This window comes from Herbaspirillum sp. SJZ106, assembly GCF_006715495.1.
Taxonomy (GTDB): domain Bacteria; phylum Pseudomonadota; class Gammaproteobacteria; order Burkholderiales; family Burkholderiaceae_D; genus Herbaspirillum.
The window spans coordinates 1,142,924-1,166,010 of the sequence record NZ_VFNI01000001.1 but is presented as its reverse complement, the minus strand read 5'-3'; the positions used below and the strand labels follow the sequence as shown (position 1 = coordinate 1,166,010).

The window sequence follows — 23,087 nt, the reverse complement described above, 5'->3', positions numbered from 1 at the left end:
TTCAATCTTATTTCCAGATATTCCACGGCGTCTGCATCCAGACGGCCACCACGACCAGCCAGACCAGCGTCAGCGGAATGAATACCTTCCAGCCCAGGCGCATGATCTGGTCATAGCGGTAGCGCGGGAACGAAGCGCGCACCCAGACGTACACCGAGAGGAAGAAGAATGTCTTGATGCCCAGCCAGATCCAGCCCGGGATGAAGTCCAGCGCGGAGATCGGCGACGACCAGCCGCCGAAGAACAACAAGGCGGTCAGGATCGAGATCAGGATCATGCTGGCGTATTCGGCCAGGAAGAACATCGCGAACGACATGCCCGAGTATTCGATCATGTGGCCGGCCACGATTTCGGATTCGCCTTCCACCACGTCGAACGGGTGGCGGTTGGTTTCGGCGATGCCCGACACCAGGTAGATCACGAAGATCGGCAGCAGCGGCAACCAGTTCCACGACAGGAAGTTCAGGCCCATGTCGGCGAAGTGGCCGCGGGTCTGGCCCAGCACGATCTCGGTCATGTTCAGGCTGCCCGACACCATCAGCACCACCACCAGGCAGAAGCCCATGCAGATTTCATAGGACACCATCTGCGCCGAGGCGCGCATGGCGCCCAAGAACGCGTACTTCGAGTTGGAGGCCCAGCCGGCGATGATGACGCCGTAGACTTCCATCGAGGTGATCGCCATCAGGTACAGCAGGCCGGCGTTGACGTTGGCCAGCACGTGCTCGGGCGAGAACGGCACCACCGCCCAGGCGGCCAGCGCCGGCATGATGGTCATCACCGGCGCCAGGTAGAACAGCACCTTGTTGGCCTTGGCCGGGGTCGAGATTTCCTTGAAGATCAGCTTGACGGCGTCGGCGATCGGCTGCAGCAGGCCAGCCGGGCCCACGCGGTTGGGGCCCAGGCGCACGTGCATCCAGCCGATCAGCTTGCGCTCCCAGTAGGTCATGTACGCCACGCAGATCAGCAGGGGCACCATCACCACCAGGATCTTGACCAGCGTCCACACGAAGGTGAACAGGTACGGCCCCAGCAAGGCCGGACCGGCGGTATTGATTTGGGCGATCAGGTGATCCATTACGCTTTCTCCACGACGATTGCGCCGAACATGCCGCCCAAGGCAGAGGTCGAGGCATGGCTTGCTGCGACGCGCACCACGTTTTCCGGCAGTTTCTTATCGACGGCCGCGGTCAGCACGGCGCTGCCCTGGCCTTGTTTTACGTTGACACGGTCGCCGGCGGCGATGCCCAGCTTGGCGGCCAGCGCGGCCGACAGCCATGCCTTGGGCGCCTGGCCGTCAGTGGTCTCCAGCAGCGGCTGCGAACGGCGGGCGATCGCATCGGCGAAGTAGATCGGCACGTCGGCCACGCGCTCCAGCGCACAGGCCGCGGCGGCAGCGGCTTGCGGTTGCAGCGAAGCGCTGTTGTTCAGGCGCGCCGACAGGTCGGTTTCCTTGCCCAGCAGTTCGTCGCGGATGGCTTCGGCGGTGTCGTATTCGAAGTTTTCCAGTTCCAGCAGGTTGCCCAGCACGCGCAGGACCTTCCAGCCCGGACGCGCATCGCCGGCCGGCTTGACGGTGCCGTTGAAGCTTTGTGCGCGGCCTTCGGCGTTGACGAAGGTGCCGGCGGTTTCGGTGAACGGCGCGATTGGTAGCAGCACGTCGGCGTAGTCGGCGCCATGCTTGTAGGCCGACATCACCACGACCATCTCGGCCTGGTTCAGCGCGGCGCGCGCGGCTTGCGGGTTGTAGCTGTCCAGTTCCGGCTCGGCGTTGAGCAGCAGGTAGGCCTTGCGCGGCTGTGCGAATGCGGCCAGCGCGTTGGCTCCCTTGCCCGCGACCGGCACGGCATTGGCCAGGTAGCCGCCGACGGCGTTGCCGCCTTCGGTCAGCACGCCCAGCTTGGCGCCGGTCTGTTCGGCGATCCATTGCGCGGCGGCATGCAGTTGCGACGCTTGCGGATGCTGCACGGCGGCGTTGCCCAGGAACACGCCCTTGGCCTCGCCCGACAGCAGGCTGGCGGCGGTTGCCTTGGCGGCGTCCGATGCAGTCACGCCGGCGAATGCGGCGGGAGCGGCGACGCCCTTGGCCTCGGCCACGGCGACGGCGACTTCACCCAGCGCGGCCAGCCACGCGGACGGCGCTGCCACGATCTTGTTGGCGACCGGCATCAGCAGGTCGTCGTCAGTGGCGTGCAGCACATTGATCTTGGCGCCGCTCTTGGCCGACTGGCGCAGGCGCGCGGCCAAGAGCGGATGATCCTTGCGCAGGAAGGAGCCGATCACGAACACGCGGTTGAGCTCCGAGAATTCGACGATGGACATGCCCAGCCACGGCTTGATCTGGCCGTCCAGCGCGAAGTCCGACTGGCGCAGGCGGAAGTCGACGTTGTCCGAGCCGATGCCGCGCACCAGCTTTTGCAGCAGCGACAGTTCTTCCAGCGTGGTGTACGGGGTAGCCAGCGCGGCGATGCTATCCGCGCCGTGTTCGTGGCGGATGTTGCGCAGGCCGTGCGCGACATATTCCAGCGCGGTCTGCCAGTCCACTTCCTGCCACTTGCCGTCTTGCTTCAACATCGGCTTGGTCAGGCGATCTTCGCTGTCCAGCGCTTCATAGGCGAAGCGGTCCTTGTCGGAGATCCAGCATTCGTTGACTTCTTCGTTCTCCAACGGCAGCACGCGCATGACCTTGCCGCCCTTGACCTGGACGATCAGGTTGGCGCCGACGCTGTCGTGCGGGCTCACCGACTTGCGGCGCGACAGTTCCCAGGTACGTGCGCTGTAGCGGAACGGCTTGGAGGTCAGCGCGCCGACCGGGCACAGGTCGATCATGTTGCCCGACAGTTCGGAGTCGACGGTCTTGCCGACGAAGGTGGTGATCTCGGAATGCTCGCCGCGGCCCAGCATGCCCAGCTCCATCACGCCGGCCACTTCCTGGCCGAAGCGCACGCAGCGGGTGCAGTGGATGCAGCGGTTCATTTCCTTCATGGAAATCAGCGGGCCGACATCCTTCGGTTCCACCACGCGCTTTTCTTCTTCGTAGCGCGAGGTCGAACTGCCGTAGCCGACCGCCAGATCCTGCAGCTGGCACTCGCCACCCTGATCGCAGATCGGGCAATCCAGCGGGTGGTTGATCAGCAGGAATTCCATCACGCCCTTCTGGGCCTTGACCGCCTTTTCGCTGGCGCTGCGCACGATCATGCCGGCGGTCACCGGCGTGGCGCAGGCAGGCAGCGGCTTCGGGGCCTTCTCGACCTCGACCAGGCACATGCGGCAGTTGGCCGCGATGGACAGTTTCTTGTGATAGCAAAAGTGAGGAATGTAAGTGCCAAGCTTGTTGGCAGCATCCATGACCATGCTGCCTTCTTGCACTTCAACTTTTTTGCCGTCTATTTCGATTTCAACCATGGCTGTTTGCCCAAGCTAAATATTCTTTGCTAATGACACCCGGCGGCTTGTTCCGCAGCCGGGCATCCCCTGCCCGTCAGATGTATGCCGGAACCAGGCAGTGTTTGTGCTCGATGTGGTATTCGAACTCTTCGCGGAAATTCTTGATGAATGCGCGTACCGGCATCGCCGCCGCGTCACCCAGCGCGCAGATGGTGCGCCCCTGGATGTTGTCGGCCACCGAATTGAGCACGTCCAGGTCTTCCAGCTTGCCGTGGCCGTTTTCGATACGCTCGACCATGCGGTACATCCAGCCGGTGCCTTCGCGGCACGGGGTGCACTGGCCGCACGATTCTTCGTAGTAGAAGTACGACAGGCGCAGCAGCGACTTGACCATGCAACGCGTCTCATCCATCACGATGACCGCGCCCGAGCCCAGCATCGAGCCGGCCTTGGCGATGGCGTCGTAGTCCATCGTGGTGTCCATCATCACGTCGCCGCGGATCACCGGAGCGGACGAGCCGCCGGGAATGACCGCCTTGATCTTCTTGCCGCCGCGCATGCCGCCGGCCAGTTCCAGCAGGGTCGAGAACGGCGTGCCCAGCGGAATTTCGTAGTTGCCCGGACGCTCGACGTCGCCCGAGATCGAGAAGATCTTGGTGCCGCCGTTGTTCGGCTTGCCCATCTCGGCGTAGGCCTGCGGGCCGACCTGGAAGATGAACGGCACGGCCGCGAACGTTTCGGTGTTGTTGATGGTGGTCGGCTTGCCGTACAGGCCGAAGCTGGCCGGGAATGGCGGCTTGAAGCGCGGCTGGCCCTTCTTGCCTTCCAGCGACTCCAGCAGCGCGGTTTCCTCGCCGCAGATGTAGGCGCCATAGCCGTGGTGCGCATGCAACTGGAAGTTGACGCCCGAACCCAGGATGTTGTCGCCCAGGAAGCCGGCAGTGCGCGCCTCTTCCAGCGCCTCTTCAAAACGCTCGTAGGCGGAGAAGATTTCGCCGTGGATGTAGTTGTAGCCGACCGTGATGCCCATCGCGTAGCCGCCGATGATCATGCCTTCGATCAGCGCGTGCGGGTTGTAGCGGATGATATCGCGGTCCTTGAAGGTGCCCGGTTCGCCTTCGTCGGTGTTGCAGACGAGGTATTTCTGGCCCGGGAACTGGCGCGGCATGAAGCTCCACTTCAGGCCGGTCGGGAAACCCGCGCCGCCGCGGCCGCGCAGGCCGGATGCCTTGAGGTCGGCGATGACCTGTTCGGGAGCGATCTTTTCGGTGAGGATGCGCTTCAACGACTCGTAGCCGCCGCGCTTGACGTAGTCTTCGAGGTGCCAGTTCTCGCCGTTCAGGCCGGCGAGGATCAGCGGTTTGATGTGGCGGTCGTGCAGGCAAGTCATTTCTTCAGTTCCTCCAGCAGCGCGTCGATCTTTTCGTCCGACATCCAGCTGCACATGCGGTGGTTATCGACCAGCATGACAGGCGCGTCGCCACAGGCGCCCATGCATTCGCCTTCCATCAGGGTGAACTGGCCATCCGCAGTCGTTTCCTTGTAATCCACGCCCAGCTTCTGCTTCAGGTGGTGCGCAGCGCGCTCGCCGCCCGACAGCAGGCACGGCAGGTTGGTGCACACGGTGATCTTGTGCTTGCCTACCGGGCTGGTATTGAACATGTTGTAGAAGGTGGCCACTTCCTGCACCGCAACCGCAGGCATGCCGATGTAATCGGCGATTTCCTGCTGCAGCTCGGCGGGCAGCCAGCCGTGTTCAACCTGGGCGATGCGCAGCGCGGACATGACCGCGGACTGGCGCTGGTCGGCCGGATACTTCGCGAGTTCGCGATCGATTTTCTTGAGAGCTTCTTGACTTAACAGCATAGCGTTGGCCATCCATGCGCATCACTGTGCGCGGTTTTATTGGATATTCCCCAAACTGGACGGGCTCTTACGGAAGCCCGCCTTTTATTCGACATCAGCGGTCGATTTCACCAAACACGATGTCCTGCGTGCCGATGATCGTGACGGCATCGGCAATCATGTGGCCCTTGGCCATTTCGTTCAGGGCCTGCAGGTGGGCAAAACCCGGCGCGCGGATCTTCAGGCGGTAAGGCTTGTTGGCGCCGTCCGACACCAGGTAGATGCCGAATTCGCCCTTCGGATGCTCGACGGCGGCATAGGCCTCGCCCGCCGGCACGCGGAAACCTTCGGTAAACAACTTGAAGTGGTGGATCAGGTCTTCCATGTTGGACTTCATTTCAGTCCGCTTCGGAGGCGCAACCTTGTGGTTGTCGGTGATCACCGGGCCCGGGTTGTTGCGCAGCCACTCGACGCATTGCTTGATGATGCGGTTCGACTGGCGCATTTCCGCCACGCGCACCAGGTAGCGGTCGTAGCAGTCGCCGTTCTTGCCGACCGGGATATCGAAGTCCAGCAGGTCGTACACTTCGTACGGCTGCTTCTTGCGCAGATCCCATTCGATGCCCGAGCCGCGCAGCATCGGGCCGGAAAAGCCCATCTGCAGCGCGCGTTCCGGCGACACCACGCCGATGCCGACCAGGCGCTGCTTCCAGATGCGGTTGTCGGTCAGCAGGGTTTCGTATTCGTCGACATAGGTCGGGAAACGGTTGGTGAAGTCTTCGATGAAGTCCAGCAGCGAACCCTGGCGGTTTTCGTTCAGGGCGCGGATGGCCTTGTCATTGCGCACGATCGATGCCTTGTACTGCGGCATGGTGTCCGGCAGGTCGCGATAGACGCCGCCCGGACGGTAGTACGCCGCGTGCATGCGCGCGCCGGAGACGGCTTCGTAGCAGTCCATCAGGTCTTCGCGCTCGCGGAAGGCATACAGCAGCACACCCATCGCGCCCACGTCCAGCGCGTGCGCGCCGATCCACATCAGGTGGTTCAGCAGGCGGGTGATCTCGTCGAACATCACGCGGATGTACTGGGCGCGCAGCGGCACTTCCAGGCCCAGCAGGCGCTCGATGGCCATCACATAGCCGTGCTCGTTGCACATCATCGAGACGTAGTCCAGGCGATCCATGTAAGGCACGGACTGCAGGTAGGTCTTCTGCTCGGCCAGCTTTTCGGTCGCGCGGTGCAGCAGGCCGATGTGCGGGTCGGCGCGCTGGATGACTTCGCCGTCCAGCTCCAGCACCAGGCGCAGCACGCCGTGCGCTGCCGGGTGCTGCGGACCGAAGTTCAGCGTGTAGTTTTTAATCTCAGCCATTATTTGATCCCGTAGTTTTCTTCACGAATGATGCGCGGCGTGATTTCGCGCGGCTCAATCGTTACGGGTTGATAGATGACGCGCCGCTGCTCGGCGTCGTAGCGCATCTCGACATAGCCCGACACCGGGAAGTCCTTGCGGAACGGGTGGCCGATGAAGCCGTAGTCAGTCAGGATGCGGCGCAGGTCGTCATGCCCGTCGAACAGGATGCCGTAGAAGTCGAAAGCCTCGCGCTCGTACCAGCCGGCCGAATTCCAGATGCCGGAAACCGAGGCCACGATGGGCAGGTCGTCGTCCGGCGCGAACACGCGCACGCGCACGCGCCAGTTGTGCGCGATCGACATCAGGTGCGACACCGCGGCAAAGCGCGGGCCGTCCCAGGCGCCGTCGCCGTAGGTCGAATAGTCGACGCCGCACAGGTCGAGCAGTTGTTCGAAACGGGTATCGGCGTGATCGCGCAGGACGCGCATGGCCGAAAGATAGTCGGAGGCCTTGACCACCACGGTGACTTCACCGAGCGCCACCGTCAGGTTCTGAAGATACCCTCCAAGCGCGTTGCGCAGGGCTGCTTCGAGAGTTTCCAATTTTGTTGTCATACTGCCCTCTTAGCGCGCGATGGTGTTGGTGCGCTTGATCTTGTTTTGCAACTGGATCACGCCGTACAGCAGCGCTTCAGCAGTCGGCGGACAGCCCGGCACATAAACGTCGACCGGAACGATCCGGTCGCAGCCGCGCACCACCGAATAGGAATAGTGATAGTAGCCGCCGCCGTTGGCGCACGAGCCCATTGAAATCACCCAGCGCGGCTCCGGCATCTGGTCATAGACCTTGCGCAGCGCCGGCGCCATCTTGTTGCACAGCGTGCCGGCCACGATCATCAGGTCGGACTGGCGCGGCGACGGACGAAACACCGCGCCGAAGCGGTCGAGGTCGTAACGCGAAGCGCCGACGTGCATCATTTCAACTGCGCAGCAGGCCAGACCGAAGGTCATGGGCCACAGGGATCCGGTGCGGGTCCAGTTGATTACCTTATCCAGCGAGGTGGTAACAAACCCCTCATTCAATACGCCTTCAATAGACATGGCTTACTCCCAATCCAGGGCACCCTTTTTCCAGATGTACCAAAACCCGACGACAAATTCAGCGATGAAGACCATCATCGTGACGAAACCAGCCCAGCCCAACTCACGCACGGACACGCCCCACGGGAAGAAAAACGCAGTTTCCAGATCGAACAGGATGAAGAGGATGGCGATCAGGTAATAGCGCACGTCGAACTTCATGCGCGCGTCTTCAAACGCTTCGAAACCGCACTCGTAAGGAGATGTTTTTTGCACGTCAGGCTTGTGAGGACCAAGCAGACGCCCCAAGAGCTGGGGAGCGACACCGACACCGATGCCAACGAGGATAAACAGAAGGACTGGGAAGTAATTTTCGAGGTTCACGATTGGCCGCTTACGTTGGTTTTAATCGATGGGAATGATTCTCAATATCAATCAGAAACTTCCTCGACAAAAAGCCAGCTCAGGCGCACTGGCCTTCGCTGGCTTTTGATTCATTTCTATGGTGCCGACGACGAGACTCGAACTCGTACAGCTTTCGCCACTACCCCCTCAAGATAGCGTGTCTACCAATTTCACCACGTCGGCCTGAGACTGCTATTGTACCTGCATTTGTTACTCTTGTTCAATGCACAATCAGCTGAAAACAGCGATTCTTCCATGCTTATTTGCGCATTGTTTCAGAATCCGCAAAAGCTTATTTCGGAATCTGATTCGATGCGTCAGCCGGCTTGGCAGCATCGGCCGCCGGCGCGGCCGGCGCGGCTTGCGATGTCGCGGCAGGCGCGGCCGCCGGAACCGGCAGGTTGTCCATCACGCCGCCGCTTTGCGACACGCGATGGTTGCCGATGAAGGCCAGGCCCAGCGTCGCCACAAAGAAGATCGCAGCAGCCACGGCGGTCGACTTCGACAGGAAGTTCGACGAACCGGTCGCGCCGAACAGGCTGCCGGAGGCGCCTGAACCGAACGCCGCGCCCATGTCCGCGCCCTTGCCATGCTGCAGCAGCACCAGACCGATAATCGCCAGCGCCGCCAGCACCTGAACTACAACCACAACCAAAGACAAAGTATTCATTTCAGCCTATCCACTCTCACTCTTGATATTTCGCCCGCAGCCGGAAGTATCTCGCCTCCGGCTGACAAACCCTTTACAGCTCAGGCCGCAGCCTGAACGATTGCCAGAAAATCCACCGCTTTCAACGCCGCCCCGCCGATCAGGCCGCCATCGATATCGGCCATCGCCAGCAACTGCACCGCATTGTCCGGCTTCATGCTGCCGCCGTACAGGATGCGGACCTTGGCCGCAGCCTCGACACTCTTGGCCGCCAGCCGCGCGCGCAGCATGGCATGCACCTCCTGCGCCATTTCCGGCGTGGCCGTCTTGCCGGTGCCAATCGCCCACACCGGTTCGTAAGCCACCACGATGCGCGCGACATCCGCGGCATCCAGGGCTTCCAGCACCACATCCAGCTGGCCGCCCACCACTTCGTTGGTCTTGCCGGCCTCGCGCTGCGCCAGCGTTTCGCCGACGCACACCACCGGGGTCAAACCCGACTTGAGCGCAGCAACCGTCTTGGCCGCCACGGCGGCGTCGGACTCGCCATGATAGGCGCGACGCTCGGAGTGACCGATAATCACGTATTGGCAACCGAACTCGTTGAGCATGGCCGCCGAGACTTCGCCGGTATAGGCGCCCGAAGCATGCGCGGAAACATCCTGCGCGCCCAGTGCAACCGCCGAACCGGCAAGCGCCGCCTGCACTTGCGCCAGGTACGGCGCGGGAACGCAAACGGCCACGTCGCATGCCTGCGCGGGCAGGCCTTCCTTGATGCCGGCAACCAGGGCCGCGTTGGCAGCCAGGCTGCCGTTCATTTTCCAGTTACCCGCTACGAGTTTGCGCCGCATAGTGTTCTGACGAGATTGGTATTCAATTTGGATAACCTCGTATTGTAGCCGGTTGGCGTAAAGACGGTCAAACCGCGCCCATCGGCCGGGCTTACAGCTGCAGCATGATCTTGCCGATGTGCGCGCTGCTTTCCATCATGGCGTGCGCCTGCGCCGCCTGCTCCAGCGGGAAGACATGGTGGATCACCGGCTTGATCCGGCCCGCCTCGATCAGCGGCCAGACGCGCTCGCGCAGGCTGGCGGCAATGGCCGCCTTGAAGCTCACCGGGCGCGGCCGCAGCGTCGACCCCGTGATGGTCAGGCGGCGGCGCATCACCTGCCCCATGTCCAGTTGCCCCTTGCTGCCGCCGAGCTGGGCGATGAAGACCAGCCGGCCATCGTCGGCCAGCGCCTTGATTTCTCGCGGCAGGTAGTCGCCGCCGACCATATCCAAAATGACATTGACGCCCATGCCGCCGGTCGCTTCCTTGACCACCGCTTCGAAATCCTCGGTCTTGTAATTGATCGCGCGCTCGGCGCCAAGCTCCTCGCAGGCGCGGCATTTCTCGGCGCTGCCGGCGGTAGCGAACACGCGATGCCCGAGCGCCTTCGCGATCTGGATCGCGGTCACGCCGATGCCGGAAGAGCCGCCCTGCACCAGCAAGGTTTCGCCTGCCACCAGGGCGCCGCGGTCGAACACGTTGCTCCAGACGGTGAAATAGTTTTCCGGCAAGGCCGCCGCCTCCAGCGCACTCAATCCTTTAGGCACCGGCAGGCACTGTGCCAGCGGCGCGGCGCAATACTCGGCATAGCCGCCGCCCTGCACCAGCGCGCACACCAGGTCGCCCTTCCTGAAACCGCTGCCGGCCAGGTCGCCCTCGACGATCTCGCCCGCCACTTCCAGTCCCGGCAAGTCCGAGGCGCCCGGCGGCACCGGATAATTCCCCGTGCGCTGGAACACATCCGGACGGTTGACCCCGGCCGCATGCACCTTGATCAGCACTTCTCCCGGCTTGAGCGCCGGCAGCGCACGCTCGCACAGTTGCAATACCTCGGGGCCGCCATATTCCTTAATTTCTATCGCTCGCATGTTCTATCCTTTTCTATAGTGATCGGCTCACAGCGATGCCGCCGCGCGCGCCGCCGTGTCATACAGGCCGGAGGCATTGCGCAGCAGTTGCGCGGCCTCGCCGATGGCCTGGTTGGGAATGCCGCTCTCGGCCTGTACCTCGATCAGGCAACGCTCGCGCACCTCGCGGTACTTCATGCACAGCGCCTGCCCCGCCGGGGTAGCCGAAAACAGCAGCTCCTTGCCGGCCTTCTCGCTGCACACGTAACCGGCCTTCACCAGCTTCTTCAATGCATAGGTGACCACATGGGTGTCTTCGACGTTCAGTACAAAACAGATATCGGCCAGCTTCTTCTTGCGCTCGCGGTGGTTGACGTGATGCAGCAGGGAAACCTCGATGGCAGTCATATCCTTGGCCCCGGCCGCGGCCATGCAGCGCACCATCCAGCGGTTGAACGCGTTGCTGGCCATGATCAGCGCATACTCAAGCTCGGACAGCTCGGCGCTGCGCTCCGAAACCAGGTGCTGGGAAGATACGATCTTGGTCGCCTTTGGCTGCGCGGAAGTTTCCCCCGCAGCATGCTGGCCGAGTCTTTGCGTCTCGTTATTCATGGCTGTTGTCCTACCTGAGCGTCGAAATGGCAACACTATATCGCAAGGACAAATAAATAATTTATCGACATATTGTTTATATTTTGTTCGGAATGTAATATCCACAAAAAAAAAGCAGGTAATACGCAATTCCCCGTACCTCTCAAAACAAACAGACGAGGCGAGACACATGCAAGCACCTCAGATTCATCCGTTGGGCGACAGCGCGCTGCTCTGCAGCCTGCCCGCGCCGGCGACGCTTTCGCAACAGCAACGCATCTGGGCTCTGGCCGAACTGGCCGCCGCCTGGGATGAGGTCGACGAAGTCGTGCCCGGCATGAACAACCTGACGCTGATCCTCAAACGCCCCGCCATCGGAGTCGATGCGCTCGCCAAACGCATCGGCCAGCTCTGGCCCAAGCTCGGCGCCGCCGGCGCGCAAGGCCGCACCGTCGAGATCCCGGTGGTCTACGGCGGTGCGGATGGCCCCGACCTGGCCGCGGTAGCGCGCCACACCGGCCTGTCCGTCAACGAAGTCGTCAAGCGCCACAGCGGCGGCGACTACGTGGTCTATTTCATCGGTTTCCTGCCCGGCTTTGCCTACCTGGGCGGGCTGGCGCCGGAGCTGGCCACCCCGCGCCATACCGAACCGCGCGTCTCGATCCCGGCCGGCTCGGTCGGCATCGGCGGCGAGCAGACCGGCATCTACCCCATGGCCTCGCCGGGCGGCTGGCAACTGCTGGGCCGCACCGCCCTCCCCCTGTTCGATCCCGCGCAAGATCCGCCGACGCTGCTGCGCCCCGGCGACCATGTGCGCTTTACCGTGGAGCGCGTGGAACCATGATAGAAATCCTCCAACCCGGCATGCTGGCCTCCGTACAAGACCTCGGCCGCCATGGCCACCGCCGGCTCGGCATCCATCCGGGCGGCGCGCTCAATACGCTGGCGCTGTCGACGGCCAACCTGCTGGTGGGCAATCCCAGCGGCGCGGCCGGCATCGAAATCACCATGGGCACATGCGAGATCCGCTTCGCCGCCGATACCCGCATCGCCCTGGGCGGCGACGACATCGGCGCCACATTGGACGGCAAACCGGTCGCGGCCTGCTGGAGCATTCCGGTGCGCGCCGGCAGCACACTCAAACTGGCGCCGATGCCTCCGGAGAGTCCCGGGCAAGCGCCGCGCCACAGCATGCGCACCTACCTGGCCGTGGCCGGCGGCATCGACGTCCCGCTGGTGCTGGGTTCCCGCAGCACCGACCTCAAGGCCGGCTTCGGCGGCCACCTGGGGCGCGCCCTGCGCAAAGGCGACCAGCTCGCCATCGGCCATGCCGGGCCAGCCAATGCCGCCGTCGGCGGCCCCGCCTTCGGCATGCGCTCGCCGCGCTGGAGCGGGCTGGCCTTGCACGAAGACGAAAACAGCCGGCACGTGACGCTGCGCGTCCTGCCCGGCCCCGAATTCGAACAATTCACCCAGGCCTCCAGAACTGCGCTGTGGACTCATGCATGGCGCATCACGCCCAACAGCAACCGCATGGGCTGCCGCCTCGAAGGCGCGCCGCTCAAGCGCAAGCACAGCCGCGACATGCTCTCGCACGGCGTGGTGCCCGGCGTGATCCAGGTGCCGCCGTCGGGCCAGCCCATCATCCTGCTGGGCGATGCGCAAACCACCGGCGGCTATCCGAAAATCGGCGTGGTGATCGACGCCGATTTGTGGAAGCTGGCGCAAGCGCCGCTCAACGCCACCCTGCGCCTGGAACCTTGCGACATGCAAGGCGCGCTGGCGGCCCGTCAAGAGCAACAACGCTATCTGGATTCCATCGGCGACACGATGGCCGCGCTGGACTGGTCGCGCGCGACGCTGTATCGAAAATAAGGAGACGCCATGCATATCGACCTCAATGCCGACCTCGGCGAAGGCTGCGACACCGACGAGCAATTGCTGACCCTGGTCAGCTCCGCCAACATCGCCTGCGGCTGGCATGCCGGCGATGCGGCCACCATGCGCCGCAGCGTGCGCTGGGCGATGCAAAACCATGTCGCCATCGGCGCCCATCCCAGCTTCCCCGACCGCGAAAATTTCGGCCGCAGCGCCATGCACCTGCCGCCCGAGGACATCTTCAGCGGCATGCTGTACCAGCTCGGCGCGCTGGACGCCATCGTGCGCGCCGAAGGCGGCCGCATGACGCACGTCAAGCCGCATGGCGCGCTGTACAACCAGGCCGCCAAGGACGCGGTGCTGGCCAACGCCATCTGCGCCGCCGTCCGCACCTTCAACCCTGAACTGAGCCTGGTCGGCCTGGCCGGCAGCGAACTCATCGCCGCCGCCCGCCATGCCGACCTGGCCGCGGTCGAAGAGGTCTTCGCCGACCGCGCCTATGAAGCCGACGGCAGCCTGGTCAGCCGCGGCAAGCCCGGCGCCATGATCGACAACGATGAAGCGGCGATCGCGCAGACGCTGTCGCTGGTCAAGGACAAGCAGGTCAAGGCCATCGACGGCAGCATCGTCAGCGTCAACGCGCAGACCGTATGCCTGCACGGCGATGGGCCGCATGCGCTGGAGTTTGCGCGCCAGATTCGTGCACGCCTGCACAGCGAACGCATCGCCGTGCGAGCGGCCGTGTAAATACGCCTGATTGCACACCGGCTTTCGCTGGCTGTCCCGCTTGTTGTCCCATTTGCTGTTCCGCTTGTCATTTCGTTTCCAGCAGTCGCAACCGCAGTCCCAGCAGTAAAAGAGCGAGGCCTTGGAAGTGCCACCGGCGATGTCCGGCTGGCGGCATTGGCACAGGCCTTGCAATCGCCATTACGTTTCTCATCTTTCAACACAAGGGAGTTTTTCATGGAGAGCACGACTCTGCTGCCGCTGATCGGGATACCGATTGTCGTGGCCGGCTTTGCCTTACGTTTCAATCCGCTGCTGGTGGTGACCGTAGCCGGTCTGTCCACCGGGCTTGCGGTGGGCATGGACTTCGGCATGCTGCTGGAGACCTTCGGCGAGAAGTTCGTCAACAGCCGCTCGCTGGCGACTTTCCTGCTGATCCTGCCGATCATCGGCCTGCTCGAACATTACGGCCTGAAGGAGCGTGCGCAGGCGTGGATCGCCGGCATCGCCAGCGCCACCTCGGCGCGCATCCTGATGCTGTACTTCGTGGTGCGCGAAGGCACCGCGGCGCTGGGCCTGATCTACCTCGGCGGCCAGGCGCAGACCGTGCGCCCGCTGCTGGCGCCGATGGCCGAAGGCGCCGCCGTCAACGCCTACGGCGAAGACCTGCCGCAACACATCCGCGACAAGATCAAGGCCCACTCGGCGGCCTGCGACAATATCGCCGTGTTCTTCGGCGAAGACATCTTCATCGCCTTCGGCGCCGTGCTGCTGATGGATGCCTTCCTCAAGGAAAACGGCATCGCCAACATCGAGCCGCTGCATATCGGACTGTGGGCCATCCCCACCGCGCTGTCGGCGCTGGTGATCCACCTGTTCCGCCTGACCCGCCTCGACGCCTCCATCCGCCGCGACGTCGACGCCTGGAAAGCCACCCAATCCAACCCATCCAAGGTGCCGGCATGACCACGCTCATTACCATCAACCGCATCTATTACCTGATCGGTTTCATCGTCATGCTGCTGGTCGGCATGACCCTGCGCGACAAGGGCAACCCCAAGCGCTACACCACCGCCCTGTTCTGGTTCCTGTTCGGCGCCGTGTTCCTGTTCGGCGACCTGCTGGTCGAGAACCTCGGCAAATCCATGGCGTATCGCATCATCGGCGCCACCGTGATCATCATTTCGCTCATCGCCGGCACCGGCCTGCTGTCCATGGGAACCTATGCCAGCACCACGCATGAAGAGCGCGTGGCCTCCGCCAAGCGCCTGGGCAACTGGCTGTTCTTCCCCGCGGTGCTGATCCCGGTGATCACGGTGGCCTGTACCGTGCTGCTCAAGGGCGTCTCGGTCGGCGAGGTGTTCCTGCTCGACCAAAAGCAGCTCACGCTGGCGGCGCTGTGCGTGGCCTGCATCTGCGCCTTGCTCGCAGGCTGGGCATTGACCGGCGGCACGCCGCTGCAAGCGGTGCGCCAGTCGCGCCGGCTGGTGGACTCGATCGGCTGGGCCGCGATCCTGCCGCTGATGCTGGCCATGCTGGGCGGCGTGTTCGTCGCCGCCAAGACCGGCAACTCGGTGCAACAGGTGGTGAGCCTGTTCGTCAACCCGGACAACCGCTTCCTGGTGGTGGTGATCTACTGCGTCGGCATGGCGCTGTTTACCATGGTGATGGGCAACGCCTTCGCCGCCTTCCCGGTCATGAGCGCGGGCATCGCCCTGCCCTTCCTGATCCTGGGGCACCATGCCGACCCGGCGCCGCTGGTGGCCATCGGCATGTACTCCGGCTACTGCGGCACGCTGATGACGCCGATGGCGGCCAACTACAACATCGTGCCGGCGGCGCTGCTTGAACTGAAGAACAAGTACCAGGTGATCAAGGTGCAGATCCCGACCGCGCTGACACTGCTCACGGTCAATGTGTTCCTGATGTACTTCCTCGCTTTCCGCTGATCCCGGTCATCCCGGCAGCGTCCCTCACCGTGGCCGCCCTGCGGCGGTCACGGTCGTTTCAAGGAGTCCCTTCATGCAACTGAACATCCAACAAGCCGAAGCCTTCGCCCGCATGCCGCTGGCCTACCTGCGCCAGGAATATCCCAACCACATCATGCACGTGCTCAACGGCGAGCATGACGTGCTGTCGCCGCGCGCCATGCATCCGGTGTTCTACGGCTGCTACGACTGGCATTCTGCGGTGCACGGCTACTGGCTGCTGCTGCGCTGCGCGCGCCTGTATCCGGAACTGCCGGCCAGGGCCGACATCGTCGCCATCTTCGACGAGCACTTCACGCCCGAGTCGATGGAGCGCGAGACCGAATATTTCCGCGCGGGCGGCCGCGCATCCTTCGAGCGCCCCTACGGCTTCGGCTGGATCCTGGCGCTGGACCAGGAACTGGCGCAATCGGCCCTGCCGCACGCAGCCGCATGGCGGCAAGCGATGCGGCCGCTGACCGCCGAAATCCGTCGCCGCTTGCTGGACTACCTGTCCAAGCTGACCTATCCGATCCGCGTCGGCACCCACTACAACACCGCATTCGCGCTGGCCCTGTCACTGGACCAGGCCCGCCATATTCAGGACGCCGAACTCGAAACCGCCATCATCGATGCCGCCAGGCGTTATTACGCCAACGACACCGACTACCCCGCGCACTATGAGCCGGGCGGCGACGAATACATCTCCGGCGCACTGACCGAAGCGCTGCTGATGACCAAGGCGCTGCCGGACGGTGGCTTCCAGCCCTGGTTCGACAACTACCTGCCGCGCATCGCCGACATCGCTCAACTCATGCAGCCGGCCACGGTGAGCGACCGCACCGATCCCAAGATCGCCCACCTCGACGGCCTGAACCTGTCGCGCGCCTGGTGCATGAAGCATATCCTGCGCAACCTGCACGCCGACCATCCGGCGCGCGCGGCCATCGGCGCCGCGGCCGAACGCCATATCGCGGCCTCGCTCGACCATGTGGTAGGCAGCCACTACAGCGGCGGCCACTGGCTGGCGAGCTTCGCCCTGCTGGCTCTGGAAGGCTGAAGCCGTGCGCGGCAACGGCGGCCCAGGATCGTTGCGCCTGGGCCGCCGCATCTCCCCCTCAGAATCCCCAATGCGCGCCCGTTTTACGCGGGTATGCGCTGCCAACGCTGCCTCCGGAAAGTCATTTAGTACTAGTCCGATAGGATTGAAAAGCTATTCATTCTTGTCAGATAGGGCAAATCCGCCTGGCCTCCTATACTGAATTTGCTGTGCCGCCAACCGGTTTCACAGCCACTCGAACGGCCCGCCTCAAGGGCCGGCAAGAGTTGAAACAAGAACAGGAGCCAGCAACCATGTGGAACAACATCAGCAACAACCTCGGCGATGCGCCCCGACACCTCGTGGCAGGCGTTTCCGAACAGGCCTTCCGGGAAGATGTGCTGTTGGCCAACAGCCTGCTGGACGATCTCCGCCTGAACAAGCTGGCGGTTGCCTTCCAGCCGGTCACCACGGACGGATCTTCCGAAGCCGGCTCCTCGATGTACTACGAATGCCTGCTGCGGCGCCTGGGCCCCAAAGCCGCGCATGGCGACTACAACGTGCCGGATGCGATCCAGGCGCTGGAACGCCTGGACCTGGTGGACCGCCTCGACCGCAGCATGCTGTGGACCACCCTGGGAGCATTGGCTGACAGCGAGGCGCTGAGCCTGGGTTGCAATGTCTCGGCCCGCTCCTTTGTGATTACAAGCTGGTGGAGCGAACTGATGGCGCATCTCGAGGATCGTCCCGACCTGGCGCAACGGCTGGTGATCGAAATCACGGAAACCAGCACCTTCCCCTCGGAGGCCGGCTCGCTGGCGCTGATTCAGCACCTGCAACTGCTGGGCGTTCGCATTGCGCTGGACGATATCGGCAAGGAGCCCGGTTCGCTGGCTATCCTGGACAAGGTGCACGCCGATATCGTCAAGTTCGACAAGTCCGTGCTGGAAGAGTCCGCCGATGGCGCGCTGCCGCTGCAACTGCTGCGCCAGATGGCGAGCGTGTGCAAGGCGCGCGGCGCGAGCGTGGTGGCGGAAGGCATCGATACGACCGCCAAGCTGGAGGCGGCGCTAGGCGCCGGCGCCGCCGGCGTGCAAGGCTATCTGATCGCGCGTCCATCCCTGCATTGGCACGGATTGTCCGGCCATGTGCTGCAGGTCAAGGCCAGCTTGCGCAGCAAGACCTCGTTGATACAGGGCACATACGCCAAGGACGCCGGCCGGCATGCCGCCTCCGATGGGAAAGCAAGGTTGTATGGGTAATACATGCCCTTGGGGGCTGGATGGAAAAACAAAACGGAAGCGCAAGGCAAAGGCCCTCGTGTTGCACATGCAAACACGAGGGCCTTTGCCTTTACCGCCGGATGCCGCACGCCACACACCAGACGCCGGGCAGGCGCCTACTCAAGCAGTGTCTTCTTGTCCGGCGTCTCCTGTTGCCCGTGCATGGTGCTGGAAATGACCCGCGCGCTGCGCTTGAAGGTCAGGTAGGCCCAGGCCCAGTCGCTCATCACCATCACGCGGTTGCGGAAACCGATCAGGAAGTACACGTGCACGAACAGCCAGAACAGCCACGCCGGAAAACCTGAGAACTTGAACTTGCCGACCATCGCAATGGCCGCCTTGCGGCCGATGGTGGCCAGCGAACCGTAGTCCTGGTACCTGAAGGCTTGCAGCGGCCGGTTGGCGATGCGGTTCTTGATGTTGCGCGCAGCCACCCGCCCCATCTGCTTGGCCGCCGGCGACACGCCGGGCACCGGCTTGCCATCCGACTGGGCGGCCGCCAGGTCGCCGATCACATAGACGTCGTCGCGCCCGGCGATGTTCAACTCGGGCGACACCGGCACGCGGCCGGCGCGGTCCAGCTCCACGCCCAGCGACTTGCCCAGCGGCGAAGCCGCCACGCCGGCCGACCAGATCACGGTACGCGAAGCCAGCGTCTGCTCGCCGTCGAAATTGGCATAGCGCACGCATTGCTCGTCGATATGCACCACCCGGCTGCCGGTGCGCACGTCCACGCCCAGTTTTTGCAGTTGCTCGCGCGCTTTCTCGGAGAGGTCGTGCGGATAGGCGCCGAGGATGCGGTCCGAGCCCTCGATCAGCACCACCCGCGCCGAATGCGGGTCGATGTTGCGGAATTCGCCGCGCAGCGTGTGGCGCGCGATCTCGACCAGGGTGCCGGCCATTTCCACGCCGGTGGCGCCGCCGCCGATGACGGTAAAGGTCAGCCACTCCTGGCGGCGGCGCATATCGGTTTCGCGCTCGGCATATTCGAAAGCCATCAGGATGCGGCGGCGGATGTCGAAGGCGTCTTCCAGCGTCTTCAGGCCCGGCGCCAGGCCGGCCCATTCATCGCGCCCGAAATAGCTGTGGGTGGAACCGGCAGCCACGATCAGGTGGTCGTAGCCGATGCGCGTGCCGTCTTCCAGGCAGACCGACTTGCCATCGACATCGATGGAGACGACATCGGCCATCAGCGTGGTGACATTGCGTTGCCCCGACAGGATGTTGCGGATGGGGGCGCTGATGGCCGGGGCCGACAGGCCTGCGGTGGCGACCTGGTACAGCAAGGGCTGGAACAGGTGGTGGTTGCTGCGATCTATCATGGTGATGCGCACATCCGCGCCGGCCAGTTCGCGGGCGGCGGCCAGTCCGCCGAAACCGCAGCCGATGATGACGATGTGGGGCATGGGCTTCCTTTCAAAAGTAAATTGTTTTTATGGCGACCCCGGCCTGTCGGCCGCGGCGGCGCTGTCCCCTACTCTCTATTCGGATCTGCTTGCGTTGCCCGGCCGCGCTTTCCCCATGACATTGCGGCCGCGAAGAAATTTGATCTTCCTCAATGCAGACGGACAGAATCTCACAAATTTGGTTCGAAAGCACTTGGCCACTTTGTCATACCCCAGCCGCCCTGGTAAGCGGTCCCAATCAGCGGCCCAATAAGCCCTAATGCCGTTCAGTTAAGCCGAAATTTCCCCGTCGTCCTGACGAAGGTCAGGGTCCAGCGTCGCGTCATTCGTCATTCAACGGCCATTGAGGCGCAACGAAAGACACTGGATCCCGGCCATCGCCGGGATGACGAGTTGCAGATGGAAGGCTTGACTGAACAGCATTACCCAATAAGCCCCCCAATAAGCAACCCAAGCAAGCGGCCCAAGCAAGCGGCCCACAAAAGAACATCCCCCGCAGCCTTGCGGCCACGGGGGATGTTCAAGCGTTGCTCATGTCCGGCGCCAGGGCCGGGCATTGGCAAGCAGGTCTTACTGGGCTTCGTTCGAAGCAGCCGCTTCCGGCGCCTCTTCAGCTTGCGCAGCCTTCATCGACAGCTTCAGGCGGCCGCGGTCGTCGGTCTCCAGGACCTTCACGCGCACTTGCTGGCCTTCCTTCAGGTAGTCGGCCACGGCGTTGACGCGCTCGTTGGCGATCTGGCTGATGTGCAGCAGCCCATCCTTGCCCGGCAGGACCTGGACGATCGCGCCGAAGTCCAGCAGCTTCAACACGGTGCCTTCGTAGACCTTGCCCACTTCGACCGAAGCGGTCAGCTCTTCGATGCGGCGCTTGGCTTCCTGGCCTGCCGACGCGTCGACGGAAGCGATGGTGACCACGCCTTCGTCGCTGATGTCGATCTGGGTGCCGGTTTCTTCGGTCAGCGCGCGGATCACGGCGCCGCCCTTGCCGATCACGTCACGGATCTTCTCGGGGTTGATCTTGATGGTGATCAGGCGCGGCGCGAAGTCGGACAGCTCGCCACGGCCGGCAGGCACGGCTTCCTGCATCTTGCCCAGGATGTGCTGGCGGCCTTCCTTGGCCTGCTCCAGCGCCACCTGCATGATTTCCTTGGTGATGCCCTGGATCTTGATGTCCATCTGCAGCGCGGTGATGCCTTCGGCAGTACCGGCCACCTTGAAGTCCATGTCGCCCAGGTGGTCTTCATCGCCCAGGATGTCGGTCAGCACGGCGAACTTGTTGCCTTCCTTGATCAGGCCCATGGCGATGCCGGCCACGTGCGCCTTCATCGGCACGCCGGCGTCCATCAGCGCCAGGCAGCCGCCGCAGACGGAAGCCATCGACGAGGAACCGTTGGATTCGGTGATTTCCGACACCAGGCGCACCGAGTAGCTGAACTCGTCGGCTGCCGGCAACGCAGCCAGCAGGGCGCGCTTGGCCAGGCGGCCGTGGCCGATTTCGCGGCGCTTCGGGGTGCCGACGCGGCCGGTTTCGCCGGTGGCGAACGGAGGCATGTTGTAGTGGAGCATGAAGCGGTCGGTGTACTCGCCCAGCAGGCCGTCGATCTTCTGCTCGTCGCGCGCGGTGCCCAGCGTGGCCACGACCAGCGCCTGGGTTTCGCCGCGGGTGAACAGGGCCGAGCCGTGGGTACGCGGCAGCACGCCGGTACGGATCGAGATCGGACGCACGGTGCGGGTGTCGCGGCCGTCGATGCGGGGCTCGCCTTCCAGGATCTGCGAACGCACGATCTTGGCTTCCAGGTCGAACAGGATGGAACCGACTTCAGCGGCATCGGCAGCCACGGTGCCGTTGGCCACGGCTTCGGCCACCAGCGCTTCGTTGACTTGCGCCGATACGCTCTTGAGCTTTTCGGTACGGGCTTGCTTGTCCTTGGTCTGGTAGGCTTCGCGCAGCGGGCCTTCGGCCAGTTGCGACACGCGCGAGATCAGCGCTTCGTTCTTGGCCGGTGCGGTCCATTGGACTTCCGGCTTGCCGCCGTCGCGCACCAGTGCATGAATGGCTTCGATCACGGCCTTCGATTGCTCGTGGCCGAACACGACCGCGCCCAGCATCACTTCTTCGGACAGTTGCTCGGCTTCGGATTCCACCATCAGCACGGCGGTTTCGGTGCCGGCCACGACCAGGTCCAGCTGCGAGGACTTGAGCTGGCTGGTGGTCGGGTTCAGAACGTACTGGCCATCGATGTAACCCACGCGGGCCGCGCCCACCGGGCCGTTGAAGGGGATGCCGGCCAGCGACAGCGCGGCCGAGGAGCCGATCATCGCCGGGATGTCAGGATCGATTTCCGGGTTGACCGACAGCACGTGCACGATCACCTGGACTTCGTTGAGGTAGCCTTCCGGGAACAGCGGGCGGATCGGACGATCGATCAGGCGCGAAGTCAGGGTTTCCTTTTCGGAGGGCTTGCCTTCGCGCTTGAAGAAGCCGCCGGGGATACGGCCGGCCGCATAGGTCTTTTCGATGTAGTCGACGGTCAGCGGGAAGAAATCCTGGCCGGGCTTGGCTTCCTTGCGGGCCACCACGGTAGCCAGGATGACGGTGTCTTCAACCGACACCAGCACGGCGCCGGAGGCCTGGCGGGCGATTTCGCCGGTTTCCAGCGTGACTTGGTGCTGGCCATACTGGAAGGTCTTGGTAACTTTATTAAACACGGTATTTCCTTTCTTTTATGGAGCCGGCCCCGACTGTGTCCACGGTGCGCGGGTTCCTTTTGCCGACAGATTTTCAGGCGCTGTCGTTCACCTCACCACAGCCGCAACCTATCGGCATGCGGCTTACGACGAACGTGGCCATACTGCGCCACGATGAGACTGAAACGTTGATCCGGACCTGCCAACCGCACTCAAGCCGGGAAACTTCCGCCAATGCCGCAGGCGGAAACGATTCCGCATGCAGCCATGGAATCGTAAAAAAACAAAATGCCCGCGTCAGCTGGTGACGCAGGCATTCTGGCTATGACCCGTGAAACGGATGGAAACGCGGAGTCAAATTACTTACGCAGACCGAGTTTTTCGATCAGTGCGCGGTAACGGTCGGCATCCTTGCCCTTCAGGTAGGAGAGCAGGCTCTTGCGACGGTTAACCATCTTGATCAGGCCGCGGCGGGAGTGGTGATCCTTGCTGTGTTCCTTGAAGTGGCCGTTCAGGTCGTTGATGCGCGCGGTCAGCAGCGCAACTTGCACTTCAGGAGAACCGGTGTCGTTCGTGCCACGGGCGTTATCGGAGATAATGGCAGCCTTGGCTGCTTTTTCGATGGACATGCTGTTTTACCTTTCACAAGCGGTGTGCGGAGCGACCGATCCGGGCCCTGCATACCGTGAACAAAAAATTGAATTCCGGCCAAAATGGCCAGACGCGGAAGTATATAGCAAAAACCAGTTTATTCAAATACTTAGAGACAACCGGATAGAAGGCGTATCACTGCATGGAAGAGCCATCGCACGCCCGACAGGCTGGCAACAGCCCTATACACCACTTTCCCGGCGGCACTACAATGACGGAATTACAATAAACTTCAGGACGACA

At 63.2% G+C, this 23,087-nt stretch carries 22 protein-coding genes and 1 tRNA gene; 7 read left to right on the top strand and 16 right to left on the bottom strand.

Going from position 1 to position 23,087, the window contains the following annotated elements:
- Positions 1–7: 7 nt before the first annotated feature.
- From nuoH to FB598_RS05075, 13 genes are all read right to left on the bottom strand, one after another.
- Positions 8–1,078: an NADH-quinone oxidoreductase subunit NuoH gene (nuoH, locus tag FB598_RS05135; protein WP_141913288.1), complete on the bottom strand. Its 1,071-nt coding sequence runs from the start codon at positions 1,076–1,078 to the stop codon at positions 8–10.
- Entirely contained in the window at positions 1,078–3,405 is a 2,328-nt protein-coding gene (nuoG, locus tag FB598_RS05130) for an NADH-quinone oxidoreductase subunit NuoG (RefSeq protein WP_141913287.1), read from the bottom strand. The genes nuoH and nuoG overlap by 1 nt, the downstream gene beginning before the upstream one ends.
- Positions 3,406–3,481: 76 nt before the next feature.
- Complete coding sequence (gene nuoF, locus FB598_RS05125; protein ID WP_141913286.1) at positions 3,482–4,777, bottom strand: NADH-quinone oxidoreductase subunit NuoF; 1,296 nt, start codon at positions 4,775–4,777, stop codon at positions 3,482–3,484.
- Complete coding sequence (gene nuoE, locus FB598_RS05120) at positions 4,774–5,265, bottom strand: NADH-quinone oxidoreductase subunit NuoE (protein ID WP_141913285.1); 492 nt, start codon at positions 5,263–5,265, stop codon at positions 4,774–4,776. The genes nuoF and nuoE overlap by 4 nt, the downstream gene beginning before the upstream one ends.
- Positions 5,266–5,347: 82 nt before the next feature.
- Positions 5,348–6,601: an NADH-quinone oxidoreductase subunit D gene (locus FB598_RS05115; RefSeq protein ID WP_141913284.1), complete on the bottom strand. Its 1,254-nt coding sequence runs from the start codon at positions 6,599–6,601 to the stop codon at positions 5,348–5,350.
- A complete protein-coding gene (locus tag FB598_RS05110; RefSeq protein WP_141913283.1) occupies positions 6,601–7,197 on the bottom strand; it encodes an NADH-quinone oxidoreductase subunit C in 597 nt (198 codons plus the stop codon). The genes FB598_RS05115 and FB598_RS05110 overlap by 1 nt, the downstream gene beginning before the upstream one ends.
- Before the next feature lie 9 nt (positions 7,198–7,206).
- Complete coding sequence (locus FB598_RS05105; RefSeq protein WP_006712940.1) at positions 7,207–7,683, bottom strand: NADH-quinone oxidoreductase subunit B family protein; 477 nt, start codon at positions 7,681–7,683, stop codon at positions 7,207–7,209.
- Between the two features lie 3 nt (positions 7,684–7,686).
- Positions 7,687–8,046 (bottom strand): NADH-quinone oxidoreductase subunit A, encoded by a 360-nt coding sequence (locus FB598_RS05100; RefSeq protein WP_141913282.1) that lies wholly within the window; start codon positions 8,044–8,046, stop codon positions 7,687–7,689.
- A 119-nt stretch (positions 8,047–8,165) separates the two neighbouring features.
- Positions 8,166–8,250, bottom strand: a tRNA-Leu gene (locus FB598_RS05095).
- Between the two features lie 109 nt (positions 8,251–8,359).
- Positions 8,360–8,737, bottom strand: coding sequence for a preprotein translocase subunit SecG (secG, locus tag FB598_RS05090; RefSeq protein ID WP_141913281.1), 378 nt, complete (start codon positions 8,735–8,737; stop codon positions 8,360–8,362).
- Between the two features lie 80 nt (positions 8,738–8,817).
- The gene (gene tpiA, locus FB598_RS05085; RefSeq protein ID WP_141913280.1) at positions 8,818–9,567 is read right to left on the bottom strand and encodes a triose-phosphate isomerase; all 750 of its coding nucleotides are present in this window, start codon (positions 9,565–9,567) and stop codon (positions 8,818–8,820) included.
- 91 nt (positions 9,568–9,658) lie between these two features.
- The gene (locus FB598_RS05080) at positions 9,659–10,636 is read right to left on the bottom strand and encodes an NAD(P)H-quinone oxidoreductase (RefSeq protein WP_141913279.1); all 978 of its coding nucleotides are present in this window, start codon (positions 10,634–10,636) and stop codon (positions 9,659–9,661) included.
- A 27-nt stretch (positions 10,637–10,663) separates the two neighbouring features.
- Positions 10,664–11,227, bottom strand: a complete 564-nt coding sequence (locus FB598_RS05075) for a winged helix DNA-binding protein (RefSeq protein WP_255463978.1) — start codon at positions 11,225–11,227, stop codon at positions 10,664–10,666.
- 169 nt (positions 11,228–11,396) lie between these two features.
- Here FB598_RS05075 and pxpB point away from each other — a divergent pair, with 169 nt between their 5' ends.
- From pxpB to FB598_RS05040, 7 genes are all read left to right on the top strand, one after another.
- On the top strand, positions 11,397–12,050 hold the full coding sequence (pxpB, locus tag FB598_RS05070) for a 5-oxoprolinase subunit PxpB (protein WP_141913278.1): 654 nt from the start codon (positions 11,397–11,399) through the stop codon (positions 12,048–12,050).
- Positions 12,047–13,081, top strand: coding sequence for a biotin-dependent carboxyltransferase family protein (locus tag FB598_RS05065; RefSeq protein WP_141913277.1), 1,035 nt, complete (start codon positions 12,047–12,049; stop codon positions 13,079–13,081). Before pxpB ends, FB598_RS05065 begins: the two co-directional genes overlap by 4 nt.
- A gap of 9 nt (positions 13,082–13,090) precedes the next feature.
- Positions 13,091–13,831 (top strand): 5-oxoprolinase subunit PxpA, encoded by a 741-nt coding sequence (gene pxpA / locus FB598_RS05060; protein WP_141913276.1) that lies wholly within the window; start codon positions 13,091–13,093, stop codon positions 13,829–13,831.
- A gap of 216 nt (positions 13,832–14,047) precedes the next feature.
- Positions 14,048–14,776 (top strand): DUF969 domain-containing protein, encoded by a 729-nt coding sequence (locus FB598_RS05055; RefSeq protein WP_141913275.1) that lies wholly within the window; start codon positions 14,048–14,050, stop codon positions 14,774–14,776.
- Positions 14,773–15,759: a DUF979 domain-containing protein gene (locus tag FB598_RS05050; protein WP_141913274.1), complete on the top strand. Its 987-nt coding sequence runs from the start codon at positions 14,773–14,775 to the stop codon at positions 15,757–15,759. Before FB598_RS05055 ends, FB598_RS05050 begins: the two co-directional genes overlap by 4 nt.
- Positions 15,760–15,832: 73 nt before the next feature.
- The gene (locus tag FB598_RS05045; RefSeq protein WP_141913273.1) at positions 15,833–16,837 is read left to right on the top strand and encodes a DUF2891 domain-containing protein; all 1,005 of its coding nucleotides are present in this window, start codon (positions 15,833–15,835) and stop codon (positions 16,835–16,837) included.
- A gap of 293 nt (positions 16,838–17,130) precedes the next feature.
- Positions 17,131–18,078, top strand: a complete 948-nt coding sequence (locus FB598_RS05040; RefSeq protein WP_141913272.1) for an EAL domain-containing protein — start codon at positions 17,131–17,133, stop codon at positions 18,076–18,078.
- 137 nt (positions 18,079–18,215) lie between these two features.
- Here FB598_RS05040 and FB598_RS05035 read toward each other — a convergent pair whose 3' ends face one another.
- The 3 genes from FB598_RS05035 to rpsO form a co-directional block, all read right to left on the bottom strand.
- The gene (locus FB598_RS05035) at positions 18,216–19,505 is read right to left on the bottom strand and encodes an NAD(P)/FAD-dependent oxidoreductase (protein WP_141913271.1); all 1,290 of its coding nucleotides are present in this window, start codon (positions 19,503–19,505) and stop codon (positions 18,216–18,218) included.
- A gap of 570 nt (positions 19,506–20,075) precedes the next feature.
- Positions 20,076–22,214 carry a polyribonucleotide nucleotidyltransferase gene (gene pnp, locus FB598_RS05030; protein ID WP_141913270.1) on the bottom strand — a complete coding sequence of 713 codons (2,139 nt, stop codon included), beginning with the start codon at positions 22,212–22,214 and terminating at the stop codon, positions 20,076–20,078.
- Positions 22,215–22,552: 338 nt separating this feature from the next.
- Positions 22,553–22,822, bottom strand: a complete 270-nt coding sequence (gene rpsO, locus FB598_RS05025; protein ID WP_141913269.1) for a 30S ribosomal protein S15 — start codon at positions 22,820–22,822, stop codon at positions 22,553–22,555.
- Positions 22,823–23,087: the final 265 nt, after the last annotated feature.

Coding starts and splice junctions, on each gene's coding strand:
- nuoH (WP_141913288.1), bottom strand. CDS start 1,078: ATGGATCACCTGATCGCCCAAATCAATACCGCCGGTCCGGCCTTGCTG.
- nuoG (WP_141913287.1), bottom strand. CDS start 3,405: ATGGTTGAAATCGAAATAGACGGCAAAAAAGTTGAAGTGCAAGAAGGC.
- nuoF (WP_141913286.1), bottom strand. CDS start 4,777: ATGACTTGCCTGCACGACCGCCACATCAAACCGCTGATCCTCGCCGGC.
- nuoE (WP_141913285.1), bottom strand. CDS start 5,265: ATGGCCAACGCTATGCTGTTAAGTCAAGAAGCTCTCAAGAAAATCGAT.
- FB598_RS05115 (WP_141913284.1), bottom strand. CDS start 6,601: ATGGCTGAGATTAAAAACTACACGCTGAACTTCGGTCCGCAGCACCCG.
- FB598_RS05110 (WP_141913283.1), bottom strand. CDS start 7,197: ATGACAACAAAATTGGAAACTCTCGAAGCAGCCCTGCGCAACGCGCTT.
- FB598_RS05105 (WP_006712940.1), bottom strand. CDS start 7,683: ATGTCTATTGAAGGCGTATTGAATGAGGGGTTTGTTACCACCTCGCTG.
- secG (WP_141913281.1), bottom strand. CDS start 8,737: ATGAATACTTTGTCTTTGGTTGTGGTTGTAGTTCAGGTGCTGGCGGCG.
- tpiA (WP_141913280.1), bottom strand. CDS start 9,567: ATGCGGCGCAAACTCGTAGCGGGTAACTGGAAAATGAACGGCAGCCTG.
- FB598_RS05080 (WP_141913279.1), bottom strand. CDS start 10,636: ATGCGAGCGATAGAAATTAAGGAATATGGCGGCCCCGAGGTATTGCAA.
- FB598_RS05075 (WP_255463978.1), bottom strand. CDS start 11,227: ATGAATAACGAGACGCAAAGACTCGGCCAGCATGCTGCGGGGGAAACT.
- pxpB (WP_141913278.1), top strand. CDS start 11,397: ATGCAAGCACCTCAGATTCATCCGTTGGGCGACAGCGCGCTGCTCTGC.
- FB598_RS05065 (WP_141913277.1), top strand. CDS start 12,047: ATGATAGAAATCCTCCAACCCGGCATGCTGGCCTCCGTACAAGACCTC.
- pxpA (WP_141913276.1), top strand. CDS start 13,091: ATGCATATCGACCTCAATGCCGACCTCGGCGAAGGCTGCGACACCGAC.
- FB598_RS05055 (WP_141913275.1), top strand. CDS start 14,048: ATGGAGAGCACGACTCTGCTGCCGCTGATCGGGATACCGATTGTCGTG.
- FB598_RS05050 (WP_141913274.1), top strand. CDS start 14,773: ATGACCACGCTCATTACCATCAACCGCATCTATTACCTGATCGGTTTC.
- FB598_RS05045 (WP_141913273.1), top strand. CDS start 15,833: ATGCAACTGAACATCCAACAAGCCGAAGCCTTCGCCCGCATGCCGCTG.
- FB598_RS05040 (WP_141913272.1), top strand. CDS start 17,131: ATGTGGAACAACATCAGCAACAACCTCGGCGATGCGCCCCGACACCTC.
- FB598_RS05035 (WP_141913271.1), bottom strand. CDS start 19,505: ATGCCCCACATCGTCATCATCGGCTGCGGTTTCGGCGGACTGGCCGCC.
- rpsO (WP_141913269.1), bottom strand. CDS start 22,822: ATGTCCATCGAAAAAGCAGCCAAGGCTGCCATTATCTCCGATAACGCC.